This is a genomic window from Silvibacterium bohemicum, from assembly GCF_001006305.1.
Classification (GTDB): domain Bacteria; phylum Acidobacteriota; class Terriglobia; order Terriglobales; family Acidobacteriaceae; genus Silvibacterium; species Silvibacterium bohemicum.
Window position 1 is genome coordinate 356256 of record NZ_LBHJ01000003.1, and the last position, 16088, is coordinate 372343.

Annotated in this window: 16 protein-coding genes; 2 read left to right on the forward strand and 14 right to left on the reverse strand. The window is 56.2% G+C overall.

The window, feature by feature from the left end; translation table 11 throughout:
- Positions 1 to 22 precede the first annotated feature (22 nt).
- The 3 genes from XX99_RS07115 to XX99_RS07125 all read right to left on the reverse strand — a co-directional run bounded on the left by XX99_RS07115 (position 23) and on the right by XX99_RS07125 (position 4808).
- Positions 23 to 3046, reverse strand: coding sequence for an RNA polymerase sigma factor (locus XX99_RS07115; protein WP_050058688.1), 3024 nt, complete (start codon positions 3044 to 3046; stop codon positions 23 to 25).
- Positions 3047 to 3485: 439 nt separating this feature from the next.
- Positions 3486 to 4250, reverse strand: a complete 765-nt coding sequence (locus XX99_RS07120) for a response regulator transcription factor (RefSeq protein WP_184084687.1) — start codon at positions 4248 to 4250, stop codon at positions 3486 to 3488.
- 267 nt (positions 4251 to 4517) lie between these two features.
- Positions 4518 to 4808, reverse strand: a complete 291-nt coding sequence (locus XX99_RS07125; protein WP_050058690.1) for a helix-turn-helix domain-containing protein — start codon at positions 4806 to 4808, stop codon at positions 4518 to 4520.
- Between the two features lie 1264 nt (positions 4809 to 6072).
- Here XX99_RS07125 and XX99_RS07130 point away from each other — a divergent pair.
- A complete protein-coding gene (locus XX99_RS07130) occupies positions 6073 to 6357 on the forward strand; it encodes a helix-turn-helix domain-containing protein (RefSeq protein ID WP_050058691.1) in 285 nt (94 codons plus the stop codon).
- A 351-nt stretch (positions 6358 to 6708) separates the two neighbouring features.
- Positions 6709 to 7176 carry a hypothetical protein gene (locus XX99_RS27105; RefSeq protein WP_156185841.1) on the forward strand — a complete coding sequence of 156 codons (468 nt, stop codon included), beginning with the start codon at positions 6709 to 6711 and terminating at the stop codon, positions 7174 to 7176.
- A gap of 78 nt (positions 7177 to 7254) precedes the next feature.
- On the opposite strand, the gene XX99_RS07140 is transcribed toward XX99_RS27105, so the two are convergent.
- From XX99_RS07140 to XX99_RS07190, 11 genes are all read right to left on the reverse strand, one after another.
- Positions 7255 to 7815, reverse strand: a complete 561-nt coding sequence (locus tag XX99_RS07140) for a hypothetical protein (RefSeq protein ID WP_050058693.1) — start codon at positions 7813 to 7815, stop codon at positions 7255 to 7257.
- Complete coding sequence (locus XX99_RS07145) at positions 7812 to 8594, reverse strand: hypothetical protein (protein ID WP_050058694.1); 783 nt, start codon at positions 8592 to 8594, stop codon at positions 7812 to 7814. The genes XX99_RS07140 and XX99_RS07145 overlap by 4 nt, the downstream gene beginning before the upstream one ends.
- 55 nt (positions 8595 to 8649) lie before the next feature.
- Positions 8650 to 8841, reverse strand: a complete 192-nt coding sequence (locus XX99_RS07150) for a hypothetical protein (protein WP_050058695.1) — start codon at positions 8839 to 8841, stop codon at positions 8650 to 8652.
- A gap of 340 nt (positions 8842 to 9181) precedes the next feature.
- Positions 9182 to 9640, reverse strand: a complete 459-nt coding sequence (locus XX99_RS28560; protein ID WP_050058696.1) for a ribonuclease H family protein — start codon at positions 9638 to 9640, stop codon at positions 9182 to 9184.
- A gap of 58 nt (positions 9641 to 9698) precedes the next feature.
- The gene (locus XX99_RS07160; protein WP_050058697.1) at positions 9699 to 10310 is read right to left on the reverse strand and encodes a siphovirus Gp157 family protein; all 612 of its coding nucleotides are present in this window, start codon (positions 10308 to 10310) and stop codon (positions 9699 to 9701) included.
- Positions 10311 to 10384: 74 nt separating this feature from the next.
- Positions 10385 to 11593, reverse strand: coding sequence for a vWA domain-containing protein (locus XX99_RS07165; RefSeq protein ID WP_050058698.1), 1209 nt, complete (start codon positions 11591 to 11593; stop codon positions 10385 to 10387).
- Entirely contained in the window at positions 11590 to 12534 is a 945-nt protein-coding gene (locus XX99_RS07170; RefSeq protein WP_050058699.1) for a hypothetical protein, read from the reverse strand. The genes XX99_RS07165 and XX99_RS07170 overlap by 4 nt, the downstream gene beginning before the upstream one ends.
- Positions 12531 to 13529 carry an AAA family ATPase gene (locus tag XX99_RS07175; RefSeq protein WP_050058700.1) on the reverse strand — a complete coding sequence of 333 codons (999 nt, stop codon included), beginning with the start codon at positions 13527 to 13529 and terminating at the stop codon, positions 12531 to 12533. The genes XX99_RS07170 and XX99_RS07175 overlap by 4 nt, the downstream gene beginning before the upstream one ends.
- A gap of 56 nt (positions 13530 to 13585) precedes the next feature.
- Positions 13586 to 13843 (reverse strand): hypothetical protein, encoded by a 258-nt coding sequence (locus XX99_RS07180; protein WP_156185842.1) that lies wholly within the window; start codon positions 13841 to 13843, stop codon positions 13586 to 13588.
- A gap of 124 nt (positions 13844 to 13967) precedes the next feature.
- A complete protein-coding gene (locus tag XX99_RS07185) occupies positions 13968 to 14597 on the reverse strand; it encodes an RES family NAD+ phosphorylase (protein ID WP_050058702.1) in 630 nt (209 codons plus the stop codon).
- On the reverse strand, positions 14594 to 15502 hold the full coding sequence (locus XX99_RS07190) for a hypothetical protein (RefSeq protein WP_156185843.1): 909 nt from the start codon (positions 15500 to 15502) through the stop codon (positions 14594 to 14596). The genes XX99_RS07185 and XX99_RS07190 overlap by 4 nt, the downstream gene beginning before the upstream one ends.
- Between the last annotated feature and the right edge of the window lie 586 nt (positions 15503 to 16088).

The window sequence follows — 16088 nt, forward strand, 5'->3', positions numbered from 1 at the left end:
AAATCGATAGACATCGTGTTTCTTACTCGGTTCGGCCAGCCTGCCTGAAGGCCTGGAGGCGCTCGATAGTACTGTCGAGCCGGCTCTCCTGAACCCGTAGATCGGCAAGAAGCTGCTCGATTAGATCTGGGTTGTGATTTGCGGGGAGACTTGAAGGGGACAGTGTGAGATCTACCGTGAGTAGACGATCCAGCTGCTCACTGTTCAGGTTTAGAGTCTGAGTCGCGACCCGGAGGTCGGCGACCGTTTGGATGGCTGGATCGGTAGGAAGTTCTGAAGCCGGCGATCGCGCACTCTGATCCTTGAACAGGGGCGCTAGGCTGCTATCCAGAGAAGACAATTCTTGGCTGAATGCGCGAATATGTTTGCCCAACAGGGTGAGCCACAACATCCGCTCGTCAGGCTGCATCGACGTGAGTTCGCCTGTGGTGAAATCGGTCGCAACGATTTGATGAATGCTCCATGCTTCTCTATGCAATAACGAGCAGTATCTAAGCGAGTCATTCGCGATGTCTCGAATCCGGCCGTTAAGGTCAGAGTCTGGTACGCCGGATGAGGAAAGGGATGTGCGGAGGTCGGAATCGAGCGGAATTCGTTGATCTTCAATCGAGATTGCATGGAGTGATTCGACGACTGGTTCTTTGTGCGGTGGCCCCGGCGCGGCGGATTCATCGCCGGAATGGAGATCAACTCGGAATTCATGGTTAAAGCGTAGTGGGGCAAAGACGCTCTCAACTGCCTCCTTTTGTGCCCTCGTCTCAAAGACTCCATTGACGGAAGTGCCCCCGTCGGGCATCCGCTCTACGTTGACTACCCGCTCAACTTCCGGGCCGAGATTGTTAAGTAGCAGGAGGACCTCGAGGGTAAGATGGGCATCCGAACGCCCGTTAGCGGAATCGCGTGGGACTCTGGCCGTAAGATCCTCAGGTTCGACCGTTGGTGTGAAGTCGCGCTCCAATTGTGGACTCGCAGGCAGGAGTTCGTACGTCAGCTCTTCGAATCGATACTCCCGAGTCTGATGATGGTCTTGAATGGTGAATCTTTCTTTGACAGGTCGCCTTGTGTCCGAGGTGAGAGTCAGGTCCGCAGCGATAACCGTTGGCTGCTCCGATGTGGCAGTGTTCACGTATGAGATCTCGTAGCCGCTGGCTTCTTGGTGCGCCGTGAGCTTCGCCGCAGTGGCGGTTAGTGCTTCGAAGTCGTCCGCTTCGGGAAGGTGTATCCAAGCTGCATCAACGGTATCTTTCGGGGACTTGGTTGGGGAATGGACGCGATGTTTAGCCGAGTAGTCGGTTGCCTTACCGTCTTGGTTGACCCAATGTCCTGCGACGAGCTTCCCGGCGCGATCGTGAAACTGCAAAGCTCGCCGCGACGGAGCCCTGCCACGCAGGCTGTCAACCGTTCCACTCTCCACTATCTGCCCTTGCCCTGAACGGACTTCAAAGGCAAACGTGCGATGCATCGCCCCATCAGAAGGGATGGCGGCGTTTTCGCGATCCAGCGAGTCATCGAGCAACGTGGTGGCCGACACCGGAGCGGCGGTCTTCCTCGTATGGGAATAATGAAGCAAGATTCCGAATCCCAGCAGCACAGCTCCTGTTGCGAGAGCAACGGGAAACGACATCGACCAATTGCGGTGGGCCAGCCAAGAGAGGAATCTCCTCCATGTAGGTAACTTCGTCCTGTCGCGCTGGATTCTCCCAATAGCGTGGAATTCGACTTCTGGGAGCGTGGGATTATCCGTCGTGAACACTTCGCCTGCTGCCTCCTCTGCTGGCAAATCCTGGTAAGAGACGTTCACCACGGGTGCGCCACCGCTCCAGGTCATTTCAGCAGTCAAGTTTCGGCCGTCGCTCAACTCCACATAGGCCCGTTGAAGGCTGGCTCCGTCGAGGTCTTCTTCAAGGAGATCGAGGTAGAGAAGCGGGATTCCTTGCTCACTGAATACCTCCACGAACTCGGGCCGGCCAACAGAGTCAAGATTGTTGAGCTGGAATTCGTTGAACTCCCCATTCACAACAGTCGTTCCGAGTACTTGGCCGTTGACGGCAACTTGCAGCTGCGTTGGGCGGTGCTCAAATGTCTCCCGTTCCTTCCGCCGTAGTCGTGGTCGCCTCCGCTCCGTAATGCTGCCCGTGCTGGGAGGATCGTTGTCGTCGTGCTCGCCTTCGTCGGAGGAGAAATGCATGTCGAGGCTCGGAATTCCCAGAATTTCATTCGCGGTATCGAGGCATGTCCTGCAGCTCACGAGGTGCGCCAGTTCGGTTGTGCTCAGAGGGCGCTCTGATTCGTCGTCGTATCTTATGGAGATCTCTTCCTTTGACAGGCATACGCCCTCGGCTCTGGAAAGGATGCGCTCGCGCAGTTCGGCCTTGAGCTCTGCCGGATCGTCGGGCAGATTTTCTTTCTGTGGTCGTGAGGTTTCCATTCGCTTTTCGCGCCCGCTCAAGCCTTTGGACTCCGAGCGTTGCTCTCGTTCTCCTTGGTTCAGGAAATGGAGAACTCCGGGACGAGTAACGTAGGCTTTCGCTTCTTGTCGAGCGATATGTGTCAGCTTATCTACCGCGGCGCGGTCCGCTCTGAGGAGCTGCGCGATCTCACTGGGGTAGTAGCCAAAGAAGAACCGCAGGATCAGGACACTTCCCGCCTTGTGTGTCATGCGTCTAGTGCACGCATACTCACAGATCTTGGTCAGCTGGCTGCGCACCAGGAGAAGCTTGCTTCCATCCACTGCCGAAAGGGCGATTTGGACCGAATCAAAGTCGCTGATCTCAAGGTTAGAGACTGCGTCGCGCCCGTTGCGGCGAGTTTTTGAGATGAACAGGTTTTTGAGGGTTCTATATAGGTAAGCACGAATCCGGTCAGCATCGCCCATTTGCAGGGTCGATCGCGACTGCACAAACCTTACATACAGGTCCTGAACCAGATCCTCAGCCTCCTCCCTCGAACCGTGGTACAGATCGCGGGCGTTCTTTAGGAGCCAACCATAGTGATCGAGAAAGATCTCTTCGAGATCCTGAGACTTCTCGATCTTTGGTGTTCGCATCGGGCCCACGATTGTCTCCTTTACTAAGCTCTACGCACAGAGCTTCGGTTTCTTCTCTCAGTGCAGATGGTCGCTTGCAATCAAGACATGGCCACCGTTTAAGGTCAGATCAAGGTCAGAAATGACCGCTCTTCAAAGGATGGAAGCCCCTTGAGGAGATGCAGAGAGAAGTTTTCTGAGGCGCTTTCGCCCTTTGGGCAGGCGCAACCTCAGGACGTTTTCGGAGGAGGCGGAAGCTTCGATGCGACGTACCTGACTGGTTATCGGGTTATCGCGGGGGAGGGAAGTCTTCTATTGAGGTTAGGGTTTACCGAGGCACATTGGCTCTCGGTCCCTGGGTTGAGGAGATCGTGCCAGCCTGGTTCGTGGACCCTGGTAGGCTGCGGACCGTTTCACCGGCTGAATCGGCTTCCAGCGATCGGCATCATCAGTTCGAGCACTATTCTGAAAACGCCGACGCGGATTGGGGGGAGGACGGGCCGGACGGGATCAATCTGAATCCCTGTCCTCTGACGTTCTCGATCAAGGCTTCGAAACCGCTATTGTCAAGCTTTTTGCGGAAGCGCTTAATCACACCGCGGAGCGACTCTACTGTCTTGTCCAGGTCCCGCCGTCCCCACGCACCATCCAGAAGTTCCTGCGACGGGACAATGCGAGCTGGGTTCGTTGCGAGAATCTCGAGGATGCGTGACTCTTTAGCGGTGACCGATATCGACTTTTCGTTGTTAGCAAGAACATGGCAGCTCTTGTCCAAGACAAATCTGCCCACGCCCAGGCGGTGCGTGGTGCTTTTCCGCTTACCGGTGTCTCGCTCGTAGCGTCTGATATGGGCATGCAGGCGCGAGATGAGGAGCTGGACGGAGGTATTCTTCAGGATGTAGCCGTCAGCCCCGGCGTGTAGGGAGGCAAGTTCATACCACTCTCCCTCCAGCACCGTATAGATGAGGATTGGCAGTCCTACCTTGGCTGCCCGGAGTTCGAAGACCAGGCCGATTCCGCTGGCGTTCTCGTTGGACCCCTCTCTTGGCCCCAGATCGAAGTCGACAAGAATCAGGTCGAATTTCGACTCATCTACTAGCCTTCGTGCAGTTTCCGCGTTATCCGCCAACTGCACTTCGAACCCAAAATTGCGAAGCGTACGTTGTAGACCGTCGGCGACAACGGCTTCGTCGTCTACCAGAAGTATTGAATGAATCGAGTTCATAACCATCCAAACATGGGAAAGAAACGAGTTCTTGTATAGAGGGGATGTCTCGACCAACGGTCTACGCCACTTTTGGGGTCTCTTAGACCGGCCGTTAACGGTCATTATAGACACTGCCTTGGTCAATGCAATCTGGAATGCGGTCAATATCGACTAATTTTTAGACCACCCGGTAGGAGGCGTTCATAGAGAATTCACCGCCAAGGTGCAAATAAAATGCCGTCCACGCCGGATATCAGTTTTATCTACGTCCGTGGATAGCCCAGATCAGGGCTTGCGGGGGTTCTTTTTCTTCAAAGGTTTCAGCTTGGTACGTTCCACGACCGCCTTCATATACAGATCGGGTCGCGTCCCAAGGGTTTGCACGAGGTTGAAGACGACGCTGAACCGGGGGTCCTGTTTGCCGGTTTCAATGTTGCTGACGTAATTCTGGCCGTACCCTGCATTGGCTGCGAGCTGGGCTTGGGACCAACCCTTTTTCTTCCGCAGGGCCTTCAGGACAGATCGGAATGCCTGATCGAAAGTCTCCGGCTTTGGCTGTCGTTTCGATGGCGGCATCTCTCAATCATTTCGAGGTTTTCGCCGCAGCTCGATGCACGTTCGTGCATCGACATATTGAAAGGAAAGGTGATACTCAAGGCATCCTTCAGAACGACACGCTCTCTATGCCTAGTATAGAAGGCTGTCGGTCCACACGGGGCTAGGAGCGGACGAAGGCCGGGTGCGTTCGTCGAAAGACTCAGAGTGCGGGACGGTGAGGTCAAAAATGGGAGTTCGAGATGAGGGCGTCTCTCCCGAACCCCAGACGCCCATACGCGGCGGAGTTGCAACCGGACGATGCAGGGGACCATTTAGGAACGGTTACAGTCGAACCAATACAAGCGAGACAGACTACACGTTCCGTTCCCCCTCGGAGCGGAGCGTGTACAGCACAAATTGTGCTGTAATTAAAATAGTCTAATATCGACTATTCCCAAATAAACTTTTGCAACCGCGCCTCAGTGCCAGCAACCAAAGCTGCCTGACGGAATCCCGCAATGTGAGGTCTTGGGGGCGAGGCCTACCGCGAGGAATGGCACGATCGGGGGTCTACCTCTTAACGGAAGGCGATCGCCACCTCTAGTTAGGCCGATTAACGACTTGCGAGGGTGCTACGGCCGTCATTGTCGCCCAGGGGCGCCCCATAGCCAGGTGGGTTTTCGTTCTCGCTCGCCCGCGAGCAGCCTCTTATAAGCCAAGCACAGAAAGCCGAGCCGGACTCATGCTTGACCCACATTCGAGTCGGCCTTTCGTAGGGGGAAGCAGAGGATTCGGGCGACGCAGTACCGCCATGTGGAAGAGTCAGACCAGAACCTGCAGGCATTCCTTGAAATCTACTGTGCGATTGTTCTAAGTACACCCTACAACGACTTCGGCACGCATTCGGGAGAATGCGAAACGAGCTCGGACGACTTCTCTCTACGCTGTCGTAACTGTAAGCCTTACATTTGGTTACGCGACATGAGAAGATGAAATTACGGATTGGCAATCGAATCCGATCCACCGGTTAACCGATACCCAGATCAAATCTAGAGAACCCCGAGATTCCTCCCGTGCCTCGGTGTCGGAATTCAAGCCGCGATCATCAACTGCAGTCCTTAATCATTGAAAGCCTGGTTACGTAGTGAAGACCTGCCTGCTCAAGCTCGTAACAAATCCGATCCAGGAACAGGAAGGCATTTTACATTGTACGCCAGATCTCTCGATCGGATTCTCTTTTCAGGAAATAGTCTATTTTGGACTATTCCAAAATAGTTTTTAGCGTGGACGTCAGTGGACGTTCATGGCGCAGAGCAAGTCAATCTATAGCCGCGAGTACGGTGTCTTTCTCGATCTGCTTCGAGCGGAGCGGCTGGCTGCGCGAATGACGCAGATCGATCTGGCGAAGAAGCTCAAGGAAACGCAGACATTCGTCAGTAAGTGTGAACGTGGTGAGCGCCGGCTGGACATGATTGAGACCCGACGGTTCTGCATTGCAATCGGCGCTAACTACCCTGAATTCGCCGCCAAACTCGACGCCGCAATCGAACAGAGTGCCGCGGCAAAGAGAATCGCTCCCCGCCGATAGCGGGGGCGCGACGCATCATTTTATCGCGAGGAGGTCCCAGTGGCGGGCATCGGAGAAGTGCTTCGGTTAGTGCGAATTCAGTGGGGACTGTCCCTGAGAGATGTTAAGAAGCGAAGCCTGGGCCTCGCAGATGAATGGGGCAGCCGGTCGTATGAGGTTTCAGGCAGCTGGTTGTGCAAGGCAGAGCGCGGAAACTTCGACATCACGGTCCCAAAACTCATCTCCCTGGCTACCATCTATAGTCGGCCGCCTGAGGAGTTGCTGAAGTACTGTCTCCCGGCCCCACCGAGAGCGGTCCCGCAGGATCAATTTTTCGGACCGAACTCGACAGTTTTCGTCACGGGTGGAGGCTTGCTCGACCAGGAGGAGCGGGATTTACTGCCGGACGGGTTCAGCTCAGGCCCGATCCCGGAGGATACGGTGCTGTTGCCGCTGCAGGCTGATCGAGTTTCTACTCCTTTCCGAAGAGCGGTCATAGGACGTAGAGATCGCGCTCTGTTTCCAATGATCCGCCCAGGCTCTGTCCTCAAGGTAGATGTGCGAAAGAAGGCGATCGCTTCTCCTAAGGAGTGGACCAATGAATTCGACCGTCCCATTTACCTCTTACAGAACCGCAAGGGCCTCGTGTCCGGCTGGTGCGAACTGGATAAAGATGGTCAATGGTTGACTCTGATCACGCACAATCTCTCGCGGGTCATCAGCGAGCGCTGGAGATACAAGCAGGATGTTGAGGTCGTCGGCCGTGCTGTTGCCGTCGCTCACAGGCTGACACCGTTTGAAAATGAATCGTCAAAACGGGCCGGACTGACGCACCAATGAATATTGTCATCCAGCAGCTGAGCCCGCATCGTCCCTGACGAAATCGATCCAAATGGCAGGGAAGCGATAATGCAGTTCTTAAAGCACTCGCTGGAGATCAGTTAGCAATCGTTTGTCCCCGTTCTCGCAGAGAGAGAGTAGTTGACGTGTCATGAGGTAATACGTCGCGGCAGCATTCTGTGCATATGCTCTGAACCATGCCCCCAGATTCCCAGCCTTGGCGCCATCCTGCAGGCTACTCACATGCCACGCGATTTCCCTTGCGCTGAGGCGCAACTCCTCCGCTATGGCCGATGCCTCTGGATACCACGTATGTAGATACGCCGCGACATCGACGAGAACGCGACTATTGTGTTGAAGAGTCTCTACCCCCTCAAGTCCGCCGATCAGTTGCCAGATCTCATCAGCGTCGAGCTCCCTTGCGTGCTCATCATCTCGACGATTCCCATGCACGTCGATGGTGTCCATTGCGATCTTCTTTACACCTTCGCGGTTGATGAGGATCAATCTATCCAATAGTTCCTGCCAGGAGCTTCTCGATGCTTTGTAGGCACGGCGATAGTAGACGACTGCAAGAACAATCAGTATCGTCAGCAGAGCTACGCCAGCAGCCACGAAATAGCGCATATCCATGTTCATTGGATATCTCGAGGCCTCAGACGGTCAGCGCCACGCTTCGCTGCGTTATTAAGAGAAGACACCTCTCGTCGCATTCGCTCCGACATATCCCTGGTCTGCGGAGCCTGACGCCATAACATTACAATCCAATAAGCGACGCAACTCAGATAAATTGACATTCGCACCCGCGTCAGTTCGTCATACACCGTTGTGCCAGACTTCAGGCCGAAATAGGTTCGCGCAATCTCAATTGCGACGGTCGCCAACGAATAAACCCCGAGCCCCTGCGTAATTCTTGCGACGTGAGTCTTCCACGGCAATCCAGCTTGGGTTGACAGCACGATCATTCCAACAAGGAGCTCGCTCAACAAGGCGGCAGAAAATAGATTGCCCCTGATCATTATGACTTGCTCCCATATCTTTGTGGGAGGAGTTGGAAGCGATGCGAAGACGGCCGCCACACCAATACTCCCGACAGCCCATACGAACATATCTCGCCGGACGTCAATTGCCCAGTGACCTTCGGGACGGAAAATGCGGGACACCATCTCGTAGATGACCCCGAGTTGCAAAGCGACATCGATGATAGCGAGCGACCAGAAAGTGTAGAAGTAAACGCTTCTCGTGCTGTATTGCTGTATGAGAAACAACGCCACTGTTCTGGCAACATTCAGCGTGACAAACAAGGTAAACACCGGGAAGGTTCTGACACGGTGCCTTATAAACAAAACGAGGAGCAGGATGAGGTGTGCAGCAAAGCCCGCCGCCCAGAACAGGAGATCGAAACCGGTTAGATGCATTTTCAGTTCTTCCCTCAGGGCGGCGGCGCTGCGGATCCAATTCGGTGATGCTATTTTATGCCAAATACAAGATCGTCAGGATCACATCGATCACGTTCGGCGAGGTTGGCTCCGGGTCTGTTCCGGTCACGCTGTTGGGGGTTGGAGGAGGCGGGGTAGGAGTTGAGGCTTGCGCATGACCTGCGGTTGCAGCCAGCACAGTGATTGCGGCAGCGAGTGTGAGTGTGCGAAAAGCATGCTTCGACATCGATGAGTCTCCTTCATGGCGCAAAGGTGCGCTGCGGGGAGACTAGGAATTCTTGGGATGTAATCCGACTAACTCACAATTGTCGTTTTCTCTAGGAAACAAGCAGATATTTTGCTTGCCCGAAGTAGTGATTCTCCCAATCGGTAAATTGATTTAATTAGCGAGACATTCTGCCACTCTTTCGAGCAATGTGTTTCTCAGCGGGGACAAAAAGGATGTTTTTCTTGCATATCGATTCTGTTTATTCATGAGCGCAGGCAAAGGCCTGCCTTCTCCAGGTGGCTCTGTTCGTTCGTGGGTGCGGCCTACAGCGCGGCCGCGGAGGAACACCACAGCTGGTTTAGGCCGCAAGTCTCAATGCGACCCATTGCCGACGCGCTTCTGTGTAGGCAAGTGCGTCGGCTTGCGTCTGTATCGGATGTCCGTTATGGCCTTGGACCCATCGCCAGTCGATCGTATGGCGAGCCCGCAAGAGCAAGAGGTCTTGCCACAACGCCGTGTCTCGCAGGAGTTGGCCACGGCTATTGCGCCAGCCTTGGCTCCGCCAATGCTCTGCCAGATGCCGCATGCCTCGAATCAGGTATTCACTGTCGGAGCAGAGGGTGACTCGCGAACCGATCTCGATGGACTTCAACGCCTCAATTGCTGCCGTTAATTCCATCTCACTGGCTGTTGTCCTCTGCACGGCCCCTGAGATGTGCCACCGGCTCCGACCTGAGGAGAGGATTGCGGCCCAGCCGCCTGGCCCTGGATTTCCGATCGCTGAGCCGTCTGTAACAATATGGATGTGTTTTCGCATTTCTGAGCCCCTCTCTCCGCTTGGTGACAAGCATTGGCTTCAGATTCATTACGCTCTATCAGGCGGCGCGGAGGTGAACTCCGCGTCGAACCTGGGCCCCTGGAACCTCCTGATGCGCCGCCGCCGCGGTCTTGATCGTGTCGGGACTTGGCTTCATCTGGCGGATGCAGGCATTGAGTTCTCTACGAATCTCGTCAGGTGCGGATGAAAGCAGGGCTTCCCAGATTCGTCCGGGGATTTTCGCTTCAATGTCCCGAAAGACCAATGGCACCTGGGACTCGTCAAAGATGACTACCGAATCCTGACTATTCTTCTGCATACGCAGGGTGAACTCACGCCCTTCAATCTTGCGCAAATCCCGGCTTCGCAGGTAATAAAGCACCATGTTCTTCGTGCGATCCACCTTGTTCTCCGCAGAACGTGCGCGCTCTGCGAGACGGGCGGCCTGTGTTCTGCAGTAAAGGGCGCGGGCTTCCGTAAGGCTGAGGAAATGGCCGATCCTGTCGACCTTTTCGCTGTAAGCTTCACAGAACCGCTCGAATCTCTGCATCAATTCAGGGCGGACTTTCTCGGTCTCTTCAGTCTCGGTCTGCTCCTGGATTTCATCGAGCAGCAGATCGAGCTCTCGATCGATCTCGAAGAGTGAGTGGTCTTGGGCAACTGTGGACATGTCGCCTCCTTTGGCTGGTTGGAAATAGGAGAGGCCGCAAGCGACCGGCCTCCGTTAGGTCGTGTTTGAAGTGACTATGCGGCCTGCATGGGGACGACCTGCCCAAACGGCGCACGTCGGGCTCCCGTGGACGCCCATAGGACCGGATACGGCGGCGCCGTTTTCGGCAACGTGCCATAGAGGTCCGTAAGGAACACCAGTGTTTGCGGCTGTACCTGGTTCTCTTCAAGCCACTCGAAGCACGGGCGGAAGTCGGTTCCGCCTCCGCCAACTGGCATAAGACGAATCTGTTGGCCGGCCTCATAGATGTCGACTTTGTGCACGCACGCATCGAAATACGCCACGTACACGCGATCCGGTCTTTGCCCTTCAAGGATTGAGCGGACCTCCGCTTCGAACAGCGAAAGCTGTCTTGCGTTGATCGAGCCGGAACAGTCGACGAAGATGACGACGTCTCCAACTCCTTCACGCTGGATGCCGGGGAGGTAGAGCCCTTGCCAGATATGCCGGCGGTTCGGTCTCATCCATGAGTAGTCGGAAGGCGTGGTTTCCGACCAGGCGCGTCGCAGGAGCTCTCGCCAGTCGACGCGTGCCTCCTTCGCTCCTTCGAGGCTTCTTTCAACTCCGGCAGGTAGCTTGCCGGCGAGTTTAGAGATGGTTTGTGCCTGCTCGACTGCGATCTGCCAGTCCCGCGCCTGTTCTTCTGCACTCTGTCCAGCGGCATCATCGGGCACCGGAGCATCCAGAACCTGCCCAAATCCACCTGGAGTTTCAGGAGCATTTGCTTCACGCTCAGCTCCGCCACTTCCGTTTGAATTGCTTTGCGAAGATTCCTGCGGGTCCTCCGACTGTTGACTGTTGCCGCCGCCTTCGTCCTCTTCTTCAAGGAGGTTGTAGATGTGCTCGGCGCTCATGCCGCGGAAGCGATTGTCGATGAGGACATCCTTCGGCAGAATGAGTCCGGCATCGAGCAAGAGGGGATTGATGGCAAAGTCGCACGCCTTGTTCCATCGGACCGGGCTACGGCCGCCTCTGCGCAGGTGATGCTGAAGCGCCGGATGCAGAACTTCGTGTGCAAGCACACCGTTCAACTCCGGTGCCGAGAGAGTTGCGACGAACTCCGGGTTGTAGAACAGGGAGACCCCATCGGTCGCCATCGTCTTGACCGAGGAGGTCTCCCGCCCTTTCAACCGGAAGAGCAGACTTCCGAAGAAAGGATGATCGAGCAATAGGGTCGTGCGGCCCTTCTGGATTCGGGTTGCTGCGGCTGTTGCGTGTCTCATAGCGTTGCCGGGACCTCCATGTAGGCCGACATGTGCGCGAGAATGTCGGAGACCTGAGGTTCGACCACAGGGATGGTGGCCGGTTGCGAACGGCGGGATTCGAGCACTTCATCGATCTCCGCGACGATTCCCGCAGCCTCCGCAGCGGTGGTCACGCGCAGAAGGTCGTGCTTCTTGAGGTCCTGGGCTGTGTAGTTGCACAAGCGATCACGGATCTGAGAGGCTAATCGCTCGAGATCCGGGTCCTGGTTCACATTGAGCTGGGGCAGCAGCGACACAAGATCAAAGATGTTGGTCACCAGCGTTGCGTGGAACCTCGACTCGGGTTCACTCAGACGGTCGACCATGTGCTTGACCACTTCCCGCATGCGTTTCCAGAGGTCTTCTGTGCCTTTGGTGAGAGACTGCCGGACGTTCGCGTCAATCTCGCGAGCGACGCGTGCCTGCTCCTCGGCCGACATCTGAACCCGAAAATCATCTCCGGTCGGAACCGGGAGAATTTCGAGCTTGACGCTGAACTTCTCTCGCAGCTTTTCGGCGGCCGGGTAGTCTTCCTCGCGGAAGAGCCCGCCAAGCTCTGCCCTTGCCTCACGGATGTAGTCGGGATAGACCTCAAGAAACTGCTCGATCCCCGCTGAGAAGCTCGCGTCGAATTCACGCATGCGCGCATTGAGATCGAAGTAGAAGTGCGACGGCAAGAGCCGGAACCCCTCATCCGACCAGGGAAGCGTGATCTTGTAGAAGTGCTGTCGTATCTGGCCGGCGAGCGTGCGCAGTTCTTCGAGCTTGCCCGCCCCCATCAGCAACTGTTTGTTGTAGCGTCCAGCCTGCTCGCGAGCACCGTTGCGATCGGCGACCTCGCGGCTGACTTTGCGGTCGTGTTTGGTTGCCGTCCAGATGCTGATGTGGACGGCAGCAAGCATTGCTCTTTCGGTAATCATTGAATGACCTCCGCGTGTTCCACCCCGAAGCGAATGAACTCCGGCGTATGGGTGATAGCCCGGTCGCGTGCCGATGCGTCGCGCATGGCGAGGACTCGCATCTCGATAGGCATTCGGTCGAGATACCTCGCCCCCTTCGCAACGGATTGGTCCGACATTGCGCGCCCGAGCGCAGTCGCGATCGCAATCTGCGCCGAAGGCTCGTCGGGGAGCGGTGCGGTTTCGGGGTTGAGCAGGATCTCGTCGATCGAAGGCAACTGCCGAAAGAGCCGCAGGAAGCCAACGAACTCTGCGGTTGCACCAGGGCCGATGGTGCCTTCGAGCATCTGTGCTTCGATCTCGGCACTGGCCGCGCCATTGCGCGCACTCAGGCCTTTCAGCACATTCGAGGCCATCTCCCAGGAGCGTGGCGTTGGCCACGCGTTCTGATCGGACGTGGCGTCAGCGTCGTGAAGCAACGCGGGCTTGAAGCGAAGGAAGGCGATGATTTCGGATCGCACTCCGCTTTGCAGTGCCCAACGGCACCAGTCGGTGAGATCGGGCTCGAGGTCGAGATGTACGAACCGGTTGCGAAGTGGGCGAGGCATGGAGAAATGCACGCCGCGCTCCGAGGCCGGATTGCCGGCGGCGATCACCACCCATCCGTCCGGCAGCTTGTATTCGCCGAGCCTGCGATCGAGCACAAGCTGATAGCAGCCCGCCTGGGTCATCTGCGGAGCTGCGGTCAACTCATCGAGGAACAGAATTCCTTTCCCGTTCGTGGGAAGAAACTTTGGGGGAACCCATTCGGTAGAATCAGCCGCGATGCGAGGAAGTCCTCGCAGGTCAATCGGATCGAGCTGGACTGCACGAACGTCCAGGAAGTCATAGTCGAGATCATCGGCAACCTGCGAGACGATCTGAGATTTGCCTACGCCGCATGCGCCCCAGACGTGGAGAGGCACACGCTCGCCGATAAGCGCAAGAAGCGCTTCGTAAAGCATGGATGGTTTCATGGATTGTCCTTGACGGGAGGATTGAGGAGGGAAGCGGAGGGTGCGAACTGCCTGTCCTACCTTGCTCTGAACTTGGGCTTGATTCTTTGCCGGACGATGTAGTCTCCGCTCTTGTTTTCGAGCAACTTCACGGATGCGCGAAAACCAACGCGAAAGATCATCTCCAGCATGGACAGGTCTTCGAACTCAAGGTCGACGTTGAGCGACTCTTCGAGCTGGTATACGTGGATGGATTTGATGGGTTTGCCGGCTGAACGGCCAAGCGGTATCTCCGCATAGCCGTGGCCGAAGGGCACGGTGGAGTCTGACATCATGGACCTCTGGAAGAGAGCAAACAAAGAAGAACGGCCGCCTGACGGCGGCCGTGTGAGGGGGATACAACTTGAAAACGGAGGGATGGTTCTGGCAGGAATCTAGGCCAAAGGTGGGGATTCGATCTCAGATAAACGCAAACTTGTATGTCTTCAGGATTCGCCGGAACAGGTCGTCGTTCGCGGGGTCGGTAAATGACCCCAACGAGGACACGGAGAATGTCGAGGGCGGCCGGCTGTAAATCGCATACGCAACACGCTCAGGAGCATGTCGAGACCGGTACCGAATGCCGTCGGGTTTGGTCGGATGCTGCCGGAGGGCTGCGGACCACTGCTGCGAGATCGAGTAGGAGCCAGTCGTCAGCCGATTGTCCGCACCGATGCTGGTGAGGCCGCCCGGCTCAACCAGGTCCACCAACCTCAGGTCTTCGGTGAGTTCCATCCGGGCTATCGTGCGGGCATCGAGATAGGCGCCCGATACGGAAGGCACGCCAGTCGTTGCACCGCAGGATTCAAGCAGGCAACACTCTGGGTCCTCGCCGGCGTAGAGCACACCGAAACATCCGGGGCTTCCGTTGTCCGGATCGCAATTCGGATCATCGAAGCGGTAGTTGCCCGACATACCGAAGAACACTGGATCGTGAATCTTCTGGTGATGCCGGTAGATCGCTTCGCCGGCGTGCAACGTGAAGATGATCGGCTTTTGCGTCGGCAGCTCGGGATGTGGCGGCGGGTGTTCGCCGGGGGAATCTGTCATTGTGCTCCCTGTTCCCCATACGTGCTGGCGATTTTGACGACCTCATCGATCTTTCCCTTCCGCAGGGCCTCAATGGGATTCTTCCCCCCAAGCCTCTCGTTGGGGCTGGTAAAGAAGTTCAGCTGCATCCAGGGATCGACCGCACTCAGGGCCTTCAGTACGCTTTCGAGGCCATCGAGCGTCTTGCCTTCGTGGAACTGGAAGCCGGGATAGCTGTACCCGCGCTTCCCCTGTGTCAGGGCGAGCAGTTGATTCGACGAGCGACGCTTATCCACCGCCTGGCGGGACAGATTGAGTACCTCGGCTACCTGCTCCGAGGTCAGGGTTTCTCCCGCGGCCTTCAGCATCTCCTGTCGGCGCTTCAGACCTCGGAGTTTTGCAGCCGCGAGCGGATCGTCCTCTTCAAGTTCTGCAACCCATGGGGCAGAGCTCAGTGCTTCGACCATGACCAGGTGATCAGTCGATGCCGAGGTTGCCTCATCAATCAAAGTGTTCGACAGGTCGTCCTCAAAAGACAGCACCGCTCGAAGAACGCGGGTATAGAAGGCCGGGTATTTCGTCTCGGCGAACTGCCGCAGCGTATTGACCAGGAAACGGTGTTCGGGTGCCGGATCCCGATCGATATCCAGGCAGAACTTCTTGTTTTCAAATGCCGTCCGGATATAAAACTTATCGAGGTTGAGGTTGAGCCTCTGATGCTTCACCTGAAACAGCAGGCGCCGCTCCTTCATCTCGAACTTCACATCTGGCGAAGAATGCGAGATGAAGACTCTCAGGGTCGGCTTGTGTGGGACCCGCGAGAAGGTGAACCATCTGCTGCCGCTCTTGCCATGGTCGTCCAGCCAATTCTGGATCTCCGTCTGAACTTGTTCGAGAGTGTCGGGTTGAGCCGAATATGTAAGCATCTTCAAGCCTCTGGTTGACAAAATTATTATCATACTATTTCTTCCACTTCGTCAATAGAGCGCAGGAGCTCCGTCAACCTCTCCGATGCATGGCCATTGATAATGAACGAGTTACCGAGGCATGAACATGCTTCAGGCGTCAAGGAACTTGGTGGGGGGTCGAGGTTGCAGTCCCTATAAGGAATGGCATCTGTCTTCAATCAAGTTCCGATTGGCATTTTCCATCCTCAAATCCATTCCAGTGTGTTTCCCTGTTATAGCGAAAGCTGGAGGCCGGTCGATTCAATGAAGGCTGGCCGCAGTTGTTCGCAGTCGATCCCCTCGACTCGGGTTTAAAAGTAGACCTTTAGACCCCGGCATCGCAAGAACGTCACGTCGTAGAGGTCCTGCCCGTTCAGCTCGACGCGAACGCGGTTGATTCCATTGCGCGCGAAGTTTGAGGGAAGTTGGAATGAGAGCGCGTTGGGCTGAGCGAGCACAAACTTCGCACCCGTCATCACCACAAAGCGTTGCCCGCCTGATTGAGGACGGATAACTTCCCGGAGGACGACTCGTTACCAATCCGTCGTCGGTGAGTGATATGGGG

Coding starts and splice junctions, on each gene's coding strand:
- XX99_RS07190 (WP_156185843.1), bottom strand. CDS start 15,502: ATGCTTACATATTCGGCTCAACCCGACACTCTCGAACAAGTTCAGACG.
- XX99_RS07180 (WP_156185842.1), bottom strand. CDS start 13,843: ATGATGTCAGACTCCACCGTGCCCTTCGGCCACGGCTATGCGGAGATA.
- XX99_RS07170 (WP_050058699.1), bottom strand. CDS start 12,534: ATGATTACCGAAAGAGCAATGCTTGCTGCCGTCCACATCAGCATCTGG.
- XX99_RS07130 (WP_050058691.1), top strand. CDS start 6,073: ATGGCGCAGAGCAAGTCAATCTATAGCCGCGAGTACGGTGTCTTTCTC.
- XX99_RS07150 (WP_050058695.1), bottom strand. CDS start 8,841: ATGTCGAAGCATGCTTTTCGCACACTCACACTCGCTGCCGCAATCACT.
- XX99_RS07145 (WP_050058694.1), bottom strand. CDS start 8,594: ATGCATCTAACCGGTTTCGATCTCCTGTTCTGGGCGGCGGGCTTTGCT.
- XX99_RS07125 (WP_050058690.1), bottom strand. CDS start 4,808: ATGCCGCCATCGAAACGACAGCCAAAGCCGGAGACTTTCGATCAGGCA.
- XX99_RS28560 (WP_050058696.1), bottom strand. CDS start 9,640: ATGCGAAAACACATCCATATTGTTACAGACGGCTCAGCGATCGGAAAT.
- XX99_RS07115 (WP_050058688.1), bottom strand. CDS start 3,046: ATGCGAACACCAAAGATCGAGAAGTCTCAGGATCTCGAAGAGATCTTT.
- XX99_RS07175 (WP_050058700.1), bottom strand. CDS start 13,529: ATGAAACCATCCATGCTTTACGAAGCGCTTCTTGCGCTTATCGGCGAG.
- XX99_RS07160 (WP_050058697.1), bottom strand. CDS start 10,310: ATGTCCACAGTTGCCCAAGACCACTCACTCTTCGAGATCGATCGAGAG.
- XX99_RS07120 (WP_184084687.1), bottom strand. CDS start 4,250: ATGAACTCGATTCATTCAATACTTCTGGTAGACGACGAAGCCGTTGTC.
- XX99_RS07165 (WP_050058698.1), bottom strand. CDS start 11,593: ATGAGACACGCAACAGCCGCAGCAACCCGAATCCAGAAGGGCCGCACG.
- XX99_RS07140 (WP_050058693.1), bottom strand. CDS start 7,815: ATGAACATGGATATGCGCTATTTCGTGGCTGCTGGCGTAGCTCTGCTG.
- XX99_RS07185 (WP_050058702.1), bottom strand. CDS start 14,597: ATGACAGATTCCCCCGGCGAACACCCGCCGCCACATCCCGAGCTGCCG.